This is a genomic window from Streptomyces sp. BR123 (genome assembly GCF_013401435.1).
Lineage (GTDB): Bacteria > Actinomycetota > Actinomycetes > Streptomycetales > Streptomycetaceae > Streptomyces.
Genome location: NZ_JACBGN010000225.1, coordinates 1 through 11,913, shown reverse-complemented (window position 1 = coordinate 11,913; position 11,913 = coordinate 1). Strand labels below are relative to the sequence as shown.

The 11,913-nt window shown below is 75.3% G+C and carries 6 protein-coding genes; 1 reads left to right on the top strand and 5 read right to left on the bottom strand.

All coding sequences use genetic code 11. The annotated features are described in order from the left end of the window. From HYE82_RS27160 to HYE82_RS27145, 4 genes are all read right to left on the bottom strand, one after another. Positions 1-1,742 (bottom strand): BTAD domain-containing putative transcriptional regulator (locus HYE82_RS27160; RefSeq protein ID WP_179176800.1); only part of this gene is annotated, 1,742 nt, incomplete at its 3' end. 502 nt (positions 1,743-2,244) lie between these two features. After that, positions 2,245-2,910, bottom strand: coding sequence for a CE1759 family FMN reductase (locus tag HYE82_RS27155; RefSeq protein ID WP_179176799.1), 666 nt, complete (start codon positions 2,908-2,910; stop codon positions 2,245-2,247). Continuing rightward, positions 2,907-4,007, bottom strand: coding sequence for an LLM class flavin-dependent oxidoreductase (locus HYE82_RS27150; protein WP_179176798.1), 1,101 nt, complete (start codon positions 4,005-4,007; stop codon positions 2,907-2,909). The genes HYE82_RS27155 and HYE82_RS27150 overlap by 4 nt, the downstream gene beginning before the upstream one ends. Before the next feature lie 1,247 nt (positions 4,008-5,254). Beyond that, positions 5,255-8,785 carry a hypothetical protein gene (locus tag HYE82_RS27145; protein WP_179176797.1) on the bottom strand — a complete coding sequence of 1,177 codons (3,531 nt, stop codon included), beginning with the start codon at positions 8,783-8,785 and terminating at the stop codon, positions 5,255-5,257. A 253-nt stretch (positions 8,786-9,038) separates the two neighbouring features. On the opposite strand from HYE82_RS27145, the gene HYE82_RS27140 reads away from it, so the two are divergent. Continuing rightward, positions 9,039-10,109 carry a LacI family DNA-binding transcriptional regulator gene (locus HYE82_RS27140; protein WP_179176796.1) on the top strand — a complete coding sequence of 357 codons (1,071 nt, stop codon included), beginning with the start codon at positions 9,039-9,041 and terminating at the stop codon, positions 10,107-10,109. A 61-nt stretch (positions 10,110-10,170) separates the two neighbouring features. On the opposite strand, the gene HYE82_RS27135 is transcribed toward HYE82_RS27140, so the two are convergent. Further along, positions 10,171-11,913: glycosyl hydrolase (locus HYE82_RS27135; protein ID WP_256987756.1), on the bottom strand; the 1,743-nt coding region annotated here is incomplete at its 5' end.

Sequence of the window (11,913 nt, the reverse complement as noted above, 5' to 3'; positions counted from 1 at the left end):
GGGCGGACCGTTTCGCCGGGCACGCCCAGGAGTTCGCGGCTGGTGGCGAGGATCCGGATTCCGGGGCAGTGGGTGAGGAGGAGCTCGGCGAGTTCGGCTGCTGCGCCGATGACGTGCTCGCAGTTGTCGAGGACGATCAGCAGGCGGCGGTCGGCGCACAGTTCGACGAGCCGGGCGGCGGGGTCGTCGTCGGCGGCGGTCTTCTCGCGGGCCACGAGGGTGTTCTCGCGCAGGCCGAGGGCGCTGAGGACGGCCCCGGGGACGGCGGCGGGGTGGTCGAGGCGGGCGAGTTCGACCAGCCAGGCGGGCTCCGGGTGGGCGGCCGCCGCCTGCTCGGCGAGGCGGGTCTTCCCGGAGCCGCCCGGTCCGGTGAGGGTGACGAGGCGGAGTCGGGCCAGGTCGGCTTGGAGGGCGGCGAGTTCCGGCTCGCGCCCGACGAAGGAGTTCAGGCGCGGCCGCAGATTCCCGCGAGCCGGCCCGACCCCGGCAGGACCGGGGTGCCCGCCCGCCGGGGTCCCGGCGGCCGGGGTCCCGGCGGCCGGGGTCCCGGCGGCCGGGGTCCCGGCGGCCGGGATGCCGGCGTCCGGAGTCCCGACAGCTTGGATCCCGACAGCTTGGGAGGCCGGGGTTCCGGAGGCCGGGGTTCCGATGGTCCCGACAGCCGAGGTGCCGGCGGCAGAAGTCCCGACAGCCGAGGTGCTGAGGGCCGCAGTGCCGACCACCGGGATTGCGCCTGCCGGGGCCCCGACAGCCGGGGTCCCGACGGCCGGAGTGCCGGCGGCAGAAGTCCCGACAGCCGAGGTGCCGGCGGCAGAAGTCCCGACAGCCGGGGTGCTGAGGGCCGCAGTGCCGACGACCGGGATTGCGCCTGCCGGGGTCCCGACAGCCGAGGTCCCGACGGCCGGAGTGCCGACGGCCGGAATCCCGACAGCCGGAATCCCGACAGCCGAGGTCCCGACAGCCGGAATCCCGACAGCCGGAATCCCGACGGCCGGTCGGAGCAGTTCGGCGTGCAGCGAGGCGAGTTCGGGGCCCGGATCGGTGCCGAGGGCCTCGGCGAGGGTGCGGCGGGTGCGTTCGTACGCGGCGAGGGCGTCGGCGCGTCGGCCGGCCGCCCGCAGGGCGCGCAGCTGCTGGGCGCGCAGGGTCTCGTCGTACGGGCTCCCCTGGATCAGTGCCTCGATCTCGGGCAGCAGCCCTGCCGGATCGGCCTGGCCCGAGCGCAGGTCGGCCTCGATCCGGTCGCGCAGGGCGGCGGCGCGGTGCGCCTCCGGGGCGGCGGCGTGGTCGCCGCGGGCGGGCTCGGGGAGGTCGGCGACGGCCGGGCCGCGCCAGAGGGCGAGGGCCGCGCGGAGGGTTTCGGCAGCGCGGGCGGAGTCGGCAGGGGCCGAGGTGAGCTGGGCGCGGCCCTCGCGGGCGAGCCGGGTGAAGCGGTGCAGGTCGACGTCGTCGCGGTCGGCGACGGCGAGGCGGTAGCCGCCGGCCGGGTCGGCCAGGACGGTGTCCCGTCCTCCGAGGGCCCGGCGGAGCCGGGCGACGAGCGCCTGGAGGGCGGCCGGCGCGTCCTGGGGCGGGCCGTCGCCCCAGACGTCGTCGACGAGGTCTGCGACGGAAGCGGCGGCCGACCCGCCGGCCCGGAGCGCGAGCGCGGCGAGGAGCGCGCGCAGGCGGGCTCCGCCGATGGGGACGGTAGCGCCGGTCTCGTCACGCGCTTCGGTGACGCCGAGTATGTAGTACTGCACCAGCCAATTCTGCCGTGCCGCGCGACCGGAACCGTCGCCCTTTCAGGCGCGGCCCCACCCCCGCACAGCGGGTGCGACCCGGTGGTCCTGGACCGGGTCGGTACCTGACCGCCGCCTTCGCCGCCCGTGCCGCCCTGCCCTCCCCGGGACCGGTCGGCTGTTCACGGAAATGCCGGGACCTGATCACCGAGCCGGTGGTCGATGACCTCGGGGACGGAGCACCGGCTGCCCGGGCCCGGCTGCGGGCCGTCGGTGAAGCCCTGCGCGAGCAGCGAGCGGTGACCGGCACCGCACCGAGGCCCTGCTCAGGCTGATCTCCACCGTGGTGGTTCTCCGGGTCCGCCGCCACGGGAACGAGCCGCCAGCCGAGCCGCCGGCCGAGCCGCCGCGCGAGCCGCTGGAGACGGCCGCTGCGCGATCCGCTGGTCCGGGTGGCTCGCCCAGGGCCGCCTCGGGCCTGCCCGGGCCAGGAGGGCCGACGCGAATACCGGCCGTTCTGCGGCTACCGGGCCCGTAGGGCGGCCAGCCGCTGTTCGAACGGCACCACGGCGAAGCCGTTCGCCGGGTCCGCCGACGTGATCGCCCCGGTCAGCGAACGGGGGGCGATCGCGGCGGCGGTGTCGACGTCCGGGGCGGCGGCGCGGGCGGCATCCCGGGCGGCGGGCGCCATGAAGCGCGCCAGTTCCGCGCCGGCGCGGGCGATCCGCTGCGCCAGCCCCTCCTCGCCCCAGTCCTCCGAGGCCGCGTACACGGCGGTCGGCAGGACGAGCGCGCGCAGGTGGGTGAACAGCGGGCGCAGAGCGTGTTCGGTGACCAGCGAGTGCCGGGCCGTGCCGCCGGTCGCGCCGAGGATCACCGGCTTGCCGGTGAGGGCGTCCTTGTCGATGACGTCGAAGAAGGACTTGAACAGGCCGCTGTACGAGGCCGCGAACACCGGCGTCACGGCGATCAGGCCGTCCGCGGCCGCCACCGCGTCGAGCGCGGCGGCCAGTCGGGCGGGCGGGAACCCGGTGACGAAGTGCTGGGCGATCTCCGTCGCCAGTTCCCTCAGTTCGATCACTTCGGGCTCGGCGTCCACTTGGCCCAGTGTCGCGGCCGTGAGCCGGTCGGCGAGCAGGCGGGTGGAGGAGGGCGAGCTCAGTCCCGCGGATACGACGACGAGCTTCATGCCTGGGCCTCCTGCCGGGTGGTGTCCTTGGCCGCCGCCACGCGGGCCGCGTGCGTCGGTGCGTCCGGCACGCCGGCCGGGCGCAGGTTCGCGAACTCCTTGCGCAGCACCGGCACGACCTCCTCGCCGAGCAGGTCGAGCTGCTCCAGGACGGTCTTCAGGGGCAGGCCCGCGTGGTCCATCAGGAACAGCTGGCGCTGGTAGTCGCCCGCGTAGTCCCGGAAGGACAGGGTCCGCTCGATGACCTGCTGCGGCGAGCCGACGGTCAGCGGGGTCTGGGAGGTGAACTCCTCCAGGGAGGGGCCGTGGCCGTACACCGGCGCGTTGTCGAAGTACGGGCGGAACTCGCGGACCGCGTCCTGCGAGTTCCTGCGCATGAACACCTGGCCGCCGAGCCCGACGATGGCCTGCTCGGGGGTGCCGTGGCCGTAGTGGGCGTAGCGCTGCCGGTACAGGTTCACCATCTGCTTGGTGTGGGAGGCCGGCCAGAAGATGTTGTTGTGGAAGAAGCCGTCGCCGTAGTACGCGGCCTGCTCGGCGATCTCCGGCGAGCGGATGGAGCCGTGCCACACGAAGGGCGCGACGCCGTCCAGCGGGCGCGGGGTCGACGTGAAGGACTGCAGCGGCGTACGGAACTTGCCCTTCCAGGAGACGACGTCCTCGTCCCACAGGCGGCGCAGCAGCGCGTAGTTCTCGATGGCGAGGTCGATGCCGTCGCGGATGTCCTTCCCGAACCACGGGTAGACCGGACCGGTGTTGCCGCGGCCCATCATCAGGTCGACGCGGCCGTCCGCGACGTGCTGGAGCATCGCGAAGTCCTCGGCGATCTTCACCGGGTCGTTCGTGGTGATCAGCGTCGTCGACGTGGACAGGATCAGGTTCTCGGTGCGCGCGGCGACGTAGCCGAGCATCGTGGTCGGCGAGGAGGGGACGAACGGCGGATTGTGGTGCTCACCGGTTGCGAAGACGTCGAGGCCGACCTCCTCGGCCTTCTGTGCGATCGCGAGCATCGCCTTGATCCGCTCGTGCTCGCCGGGCACGCGTCCGGTCGTCGGATCGGCCGTGACGTCACCGACGGTGAAGATCCCGAACTGCATGGCTCCCCTTCCCTTGATTGTTTACTATTCAACTACACCTGGGAACGGGGGCTGCACCCGAGGTATTCCCGCCGGTGGCGGCGCGAGCGCGGACCGCGGCCGACCCCTGGGGGCGGCCCCGGCGTCGCACCCCGACCGGCGATGCCCCGAGACGGCGGTCCCCGGCCGCTCCCGACCTTCAAGACAGTGACCTACCAGCCGCCGCCCGGCGCAAACACGCCTCCGCCTGCGGTCTGTCACCTCCACGCCCGCCGACGGCCGCGGTACGACGCCGTCGCCTGGCCCGCACCCGGGTGGGGCGGATCACCGTGGGGGCTCAGGATGGCGGAAGGGCCTACGCCTACGCCGGCGCCCGGGCTGCTGCAGCCGCGGAGAGGACGGCTCGCGCCGGCACACCGCGCGCGAGGGCGGGCCGGAAGCCGCGGGCGTGTCGGACGAGGCCGGCTCCGCCGGGGCCGGAGCGGGGGCCGGCAGCCTGCTGCGCCGAGTGGTGACCACCGCGGCCACTCCGCTCATCATCCCGCCCGCGGCAGAAACAGCGGCGACGGACACGCTCGCCCACTCGGCCGCCGCGTCGGACGCCCGGGCGGAATACTCGAGCGCCGCACTCCGGAGCAGCTTCGACCGATCCACGCCCGGCTCCGCCGAGACATCCGGCTCGGGCGTAGCCGACTCCTTACGGTCAGCCACCGAAGGCGTCGGGGCAGGGGCGGGCGCGGCGCCGGGCACAGTTCGGGACACCGCGTCGAACGCGTAAACGGCGGTGATCAACGCCGCCAGCCCGAGGCCGACGATCGCGCCCGCCCACAGCCACCGCACACGCCTCGCCAGGGCGGTGCCCCTCGCGGCGCCCGTGGGGGCCACAGGGGTGGCAACGAGTCGATTCCTGCTGGACATGCGGGTGGCTCCTGGTTCGGGGACGGCAGGCGGACGCCGCATGGCCTTCCTCCGCCGGCCTGTGTGACTCCATTGCGCCCCGGACCGTCCTGCCGGTCACGGCACGAAAGCTCGCGACTTGACATCGCAGCCCCTCGGCCCCGAGCGAGTGCCGGAAGACTCCGCCGCGGTCCGGCGGCGGGCTTGCGGGCCCGCCGCCGGGTGGCCCCGCCGGCTACAGGCCGAGGGACAGCAGGACGGTGACCGCCGGGGGAACCGGTGCGATCCATCCCGCCCAGCGGCCCGCTCTCGCCAGGGCGGGGGACCGGTGCGCCTGCGCCGGGGTACTCGGGGTCGGCAGGTCCTCGTACTCAGTCTCCGCCCAGGACCGTGGCGTACGCCGCCTCCCGAACCTCCTGCTCCGGATGGCGGCGCAGTTCGAGGACGGGAGCGCGGCAGCTGTCCGGCCAGTTCTGGCGGGCTCCGAGGACCGTGGCGAGGCCGACGGCGAGGAGGCCCTCCACGAGACCGCCGTCGCCGCCCAGGGCCCGGACCGCGGCGAGGGAGGCCGCGGGGTCGGAAAGCGGGTCGCCGTACCGGTGTGCTCCTTGCAGGTCTTCGGCCACCCGGACCGCGAGGACGGGGCGGCCCTCGATCGCAGCGGTCAGCTCGCGGAGCGAGAGCAGCAGTTCGGGCTCGGCGGCCTCCAGGTCGACCGCCCGTACGAGGAGGGCGGTGCGGGTGGCGGTGAGGGCCGGTTCGGCCGCCAGCCGCCGGGCCAGGACCGCGCACATGCGGTGGTCGCGGATCGACGAGCCGATGAGGGACTGCAGGCGACGGCGGGCCGGCAGGTCCCCGCCGCGCCCCCCGCCTTCCGGTTCGCCGGCCGCGACGAGCGCCAGGAGCCGGTCCACGACGTCGCGCAGAAGGCTGCCGGGCTCCGCGCCCCCGATCGGGTGGGGCAGTTCGGACTGGGCCAGCGCCCTCAGCGCGTAGCCCGCCCGCGAGACGGTCAGCGGCGAGGCGAGGTCGGTGTAGACGTCCGCCAGCGCCGTGCCGGCCGCGGGGGTGTACTGCGCCCAGTCCTGGAGGCTGTACAGCGCCCGGTCCGCCGCCTGTTGCTCAGCGGTGAAGGGCAGCAGGGCGACGAGCTCCCCGAACCGGGACCGGTGGGCCCGGGCGAGATCGGCCGGATTCGTGCCCAGGAGGATGCGCACGGCTGCTTGCGATCCGGCGCCGGCCGCCGATTCCAGCAGGGCCCACATCCCCTCGGCCGGCAGCAGCGTCGTGGCCAGGCCGACGACGGTGGCGTGCACGTCCGGATGGATGCCCGGGGTGCGGGCCACGGTGGACAGGAGCGCGGTGGCGGCGCCCTGGGGCAGGTGCCGGGCGGCGAGGCGGGCGGCCGCCTTGCGGACGGTGACCTTCACCCCGCTCTCGCGGGTCAGGACGTCACGGAGCAGGGCTGCGACCCGGGTGGGCCGGGCGTGGGCGGCGGCGCAGGAGGCCGCGGACCAGGCAGCCGCGGCCCGGTCGTCGCCGGCGTGGTCGAGCAGGGCGTCGAGGGCCGAGGCCGGGTCGTCCGTGTGGGCGGCCGCGTCGAGAGCGGCCGCCGTCAGAACGGATTCGGCATGGCCGGCCGAGGCGGTGTACCGCCGGAGCAGGGCCCGCCCGTGCTCCGGCACCGGGGCCACCGCGCGGAGCAGCGCGGCGCGTTCGTCCAGACCCCGGCCGGGGTCGGCGACGGCGGCTGCCGCCAGTCGGACCGCGGCTTGCTGCTGCCGGGGCAGCCACCGGTCTGCGTACCGGAAGGGGGGCAGCGGCCGGGGAGTGCCGGCCGCGGGGAACCGGCCGTCCCGGGGCAGGGTTTCGGACAGCGCGCGGTCCAGCAGGTCGGTGCGTTCCGCGGCAAGTACGGCGAGCACTTCGGGCAGGAAGACCGCAGAGGGCTCCCGGGCCAGCAGCTCGGCCACGCGGTCGCCGCGGGTCGCGGGGTCGGCCAGCCAGGCCGCGGCGACCTCGCCGAAGACCTCGTCCGGGCAGGTGTGCAGGGCCTGTTCGAGGCGGTCCTGGAGTTCGGGGATCCGGTACGCGCGGTGTCCGCAGGACATGGCCAGCGCGAGCAGGGGCGTGACGTCCCCGCGGGCGGCGGCCCGGTCCATCCACGGGCCGAGTGCGTCGAGCACGGCGCGTGTCCCGCCGCCGCGCAGCACGGTGCCCGGAGGGCCGAGGTCCACCGTGCCGGTGTGAGCGGTCAGCGCCTCCAGGAGGCGTACGGCGGTCCGCAGGGCGGCGGCGGGACGGTCGGCGTCGGCGGCCGCGCCCGTGCCGATGGCCGTCTCCGCGGCGGCAGGTACCCCAGCGCCGGCAGGTACGTCCGTGGCGGGCGCGCCGTCGGCCGCGGGCCCTGCCGCGGCGGCGAGCAGGGTGGCGGCCAGGGTCCGGATCGTGTCCCGGGTCCCGGACGAGCAGTCCCGGGCCCGCAGGGCGTCCAGGCACAGCCGTTCCAGGGATTCGGGCGCGTTGCGGCCCCCGGCGGAAGCGGTGGGCGCGCCGGCTCCGAGGGCCGCCACGAGGAGCGGCGCCGGCAGGTCGGCGAAGGCCGAAAGGGCCTCCCCGCGTACGGGGTCGCGCTCGTTGGCCAGTCGGCCGGCGGCCAGCGTGAGTGCCTCCGCGACTTCCCCCGGGTCGCGGGTGTGTCCGGCGTTGGCGGCCAGCCAGTCCCAGATCGCCCCGCGGTCCTCGGCGTCAACGGTGGCGAGGGCGGCCAGGAGTTCGGGGCGGGCCTCGGCGGGCGGCAGGAGGGCGATCCGATCCCAGAGCTCCCAGCTCGTGGAGCGTTCGGCGCGGAGTGCCTCGGCCCCGGCACGGGCCCGGGCGTGCCGCTCGGCGGCCGGCAGCAGGGCGAGCACCCCTTCGCGCACGTGGGAGTTCCTGCGCGGACCGCCCGCGGCGACGACGGCGTCCAGGAAGCCGGGCCGTCGCGACGGTGGCATCGACCGCAGCAGAACGGTGAAGGCCTTCCGGTGGAACCACCTGGCCGCGAGCCTGGGCAGGGACGGCGGTGCTGCCGCCGCCAGCTGCCGCATGACCGCCCGACCCGGCGTCCGTTCCCACCGCTCGGCCGCCCGCTCGGGGTCGGCGAGCCAGCGCGCGACGCGCTCGGCGTCCAGCGCGACGAGGTCGCCCAGCCGGTCGTGCACCGGACCGGGCAGGCCGTCGGGGCCGTACCGCTCCAGCAGGTCCAGCACGCGCCCCGGCGCGGCGGGCAGGGCGGCGGCGATTCCGGTGGCGTGCCTCCCCCACCAGGAGTTGCGCAACCGCTCGGGGAGGTCGCCGAGTTCCCGCTCCGCGTGGTCGAGGACGGCGGCGGGATGGCGGACGGCCAGCGTGCTCCAGTCCTCGAACGCGAGCGCCCCGGCGAGTTCGGGCAGCAGCCGCGCGGTGAACTCCGTCGAGCAGCCCGTCAGCAGGCGGGCCGCGTCCTGGTCGCCGTACTCCGTCCGCACCCGGAGGACCAGCCGCTCGGCGAGTTCGGGCCGCCGGCCGTCGCGCAGCAGCCGTGCGAGGTCTGCGCGTACGACGGCGGGCGCGTCGTCGTACGCAGCCTCGACGGCGGCGTCCGGGAGGGGCAGTCGGCGGGCGCCGCGCAGCGCGTACCGCCGGACCACCGGATCGGGGTCGGCGAGCCGGGCCGCCAGGTGCCCCGGTTCCCCGGCGGTCAGGGCCGCCAGCGCGGCCAGGCGGCGCTCGTACGGACCGCGTGCGTCCAGGGCGGTGAGCAGGGGCCGTAGCGCGCCCCGGGCGGCGAGCCGGTGGGCGGTGACGGCGGTGTACCGGAGTCGGGCGGAGTGCGGCAGGGGTTCGAGGGCGGCGAGCAGCTCGTCGGCGGTGGAGATCATCGCGGGCATTGTGGCCGACGGGCTGAGCGTACCCCCAGCGATTATCGGACCTGCCGCGTGGAGGACGCCAGGCGATGGCGGCGAGGACCTGGAACAGCCCCTCTGTCCCCGGCCGGCAGCCACCACCGCTGCGCTTCGCCTTGCCGCGGCGGGGTTTGGGAGCGCTCTCAGTCGGCGGAGGGCAGCGTCTATTCTGGTCGTCTTGGGTCCGGCGGTGCGGCGTTGGCCGCGGATGGAAACGGGAGTGACTGCCTTGTCCGAGCAGACGGCGGGATCGCCGCGCCCTACGCTGGAAGCCGTCGCCGCGCGGGCCGGCGTGTCCCGGGCCACGGTCTCACGGGTCGTCAACGGCGGTGCGGGCGTGCGTCAGGCCGTGGCGGACAAGGTGCGCGGGGCGGTGCAGGAGTTGGGCTACGTGCCGAACCGTGCGGCCCGTTCGCTGGTCACGCGGAGGCACGGCGCGGTCGCCGTGATCATTGCCGAGCCGGAGTTCCGGATCTTCTCCGACCCGTTCTTCGAGAAGCAGGTGCGCGGGATCAGCCGGGAGCTGACGGCTCACGACACGCAGCTGGTGCTGCTCTGGGTGGAGGGCCCCGGCGACCACGAGCGGATCGCCCGCTATCTGGACGGGGGGCACGTGGACGGGGCGCTGGCCTTCTCCCTGCACAGCGACGACCAGCTGCCCGCGCTGATCGCCCGGAGCAGGGTCCCCGTGGTGTTCGGGGGCAGGCCGGCGTCGGGCGCAGGGCGGGCCGTGCCGTTCGTCGACTGCGACAACCGCGGCGGCGCCCGGGAAGCCGTACGGCACCTGGTGTCCCTGGGGCGCCGCCGTATCGCGCACATTGCGGGCCCGCGCACGCAGACGTCCGCGCTGGACCGGATCGCCGGCTACCACGACGTGCTGGCCGGCGACGCCGACCCGGAGCTGCTGTGCCAGGGCGACTTCACCCTGGAGAGCGGGGCCCGTGCGATGGCCGGGCTGCTGGACCGGCGGCCGGACCTCGACGCCGTCTTCGCCGCCAACGACCTGATGGCCGCGGGCGCGCTGCGTACCCTGCGGGAACGCGGGATACGGGTGCCGCAGGACGTCGCGGTGGTCGGCTTCGACGACATGGATTCGGTGGTCCGGGATGCCGAGCCGGCGCTCACCACGGTGCGCCAGGACGTCGAGGGCATGGGCCGGCTCATGGTCCGGCTGCTGATGCGCGTGCTGGACGGGGCCGGGACGGCCGACGAGGCATCAGCGTCGGCATCAGTGCCGCCGGCGCCGGCGTCGGCATCGGTCGTCACGCCGACGAGTCTGGTCCGGCGCGTGTCGGCCTGACGGCGCAGGCGGGCCCGGGACGTGTGCGCCCCGCGCCCGCCGCCGCGCCTCCCCCGGGTCTTCAGTCGTACGGGATGACCAGCACGGCGGTGTCCGCGCCCGTTCGGAGCCGGGAGGGCGCGTTGCCGATCGCGCTCCAGACCTCCAGGCGCACGGTGCCGCCGCGCAGGTCGCCGAGCGAGCCGGTGACGGCCTTCAGGCCCCGGGTCTGCCGGTACTCCTCCCAGCCCGTGACCGGGTCGGTGGCGAAGTAGTGGTAGGTCTCCGTCCGGTCGAAGCTGCCGTCGCCGGTCAGGTCGTAGCTGACCCGGGCCTGCTGGCCGAGGCCGACCGCCGGGCCGGCGTCCACGGGCAGACGGAACGCGGTCGTGCCGCCGACCCTGAGCTTCCCGTTCACGTTCCGGGCCTCGTAGACCAGCGGCTCGTAGGGGGTGCCGTCGTGGTTGGCGCCGTCGGCCGACGGCACGGTGTCGCTGCCGGCCGTGCCGCCGGTGTCCGTGGTGAGCAGCCCGCCGGAGCGGAGGCGGTAGGTGTCGCCGCCGGAGGGCCCGGGGTCCGGGTCCGGGTCCGGGTCGGTCCCCGTGCCGGTGGCGGTGGAACGGGGAGGCACGCTCAGGGTCCGTCCGTCGGAGAAGGTGACGGTGCGGGGGGCGGCGCCGTGGTTGTGGGCGGCGTAGGTGCGGGTTCCGTTCCTGCTGAAGACCGCGGAGGTGGGGACGTCGCCGGTCACCGAGGGGTCGGGGGCGCCGAGTGCGTTCAGGGCCGTGATCCAGTGGTAGGTGTGCGCCTTGGACTCGCCCGCCTCCGGGGTGTAGGCGGCGTTGCCCGCGTCCCACTTCGCCTTCGCGGCTGCCGGGTCGGCCAGTGACCGGAACTCCCAGAGGATGTCGCGCCATTCGGTGGCGGGGCCGCCGTTCTCGCGTTCCATCTCGGCGATGTTCCGCCGGATCGCGTCCTTGTGCCCGCCCAGGTGGAGCGATCCGCCGGTGACGGGGAGCACGTTGATGCCGTGGATCTCCTCGGGGTTGGCGGTCCACCAGGTGGCGTAGGCGGCGCCGCTGCCCCAGACCATGCCGGCGGTGTCGTGGGCGAAGGAGGCGGGGAAGACCTGTCCGTCGGCGTCGAACCAGTACTGGGCGATCGCCTCGCCCTCGGTGGCGAGCAGGTAGGAGCCGAGGTCGCGCAGGCCGGTGTCACCGGTGGCCGAGCCCCAGAGCACGAGGGCGGCGCTGAGGTTGGTCGATTCGGAGGACGACTCCTGGTTGTTGCCGGCGGCGAAGCCCTGGTGCCCGGAGGCCCAGCTGTGGCCGGCGTAGACGTCGAAGCCGCGCAGGAACGGGAAGGCGCCGTCGGTGCGGGAGGGGTTGGCGGTGTCGCGGATCAGGGTCTTGACCATGCCGCCCCAGGCGGAGTCGGCGGCCCAGCCGGGGTCGTACTGGGCGACGATCGCGGCCGCGTACACGTAGTAGCCGTAGTGGAAGTGGTGGTCGTTGAGCTCGGTGTCGCTGCCGTAGGAGGCCGGGTAGCCGGTGAGGGTCTTCCAGGTGCGGTCGTACGAGAACTCGTTCGCACCGCCCGCGGTGAACCAGTCCTGGAGGCGGCCCTTGAGGAGGCCGAGGAGCCGGTCGCGGGTGGCGGTCTCGCCGATCTGGTCGGCGAGCGGCACGAGCTGGGCGAGCCGGCCGAGCGCCTTGCCGGTCCAGTAGGTGTCCACGGCCCCGGAGAAGGGATCGGCGGCGTACGCGGCCTCGTTCAGGTGGCCGCGCAGGCCGGCCGCGTCGAGCTCGTTCGGGCGGGGCAGGGC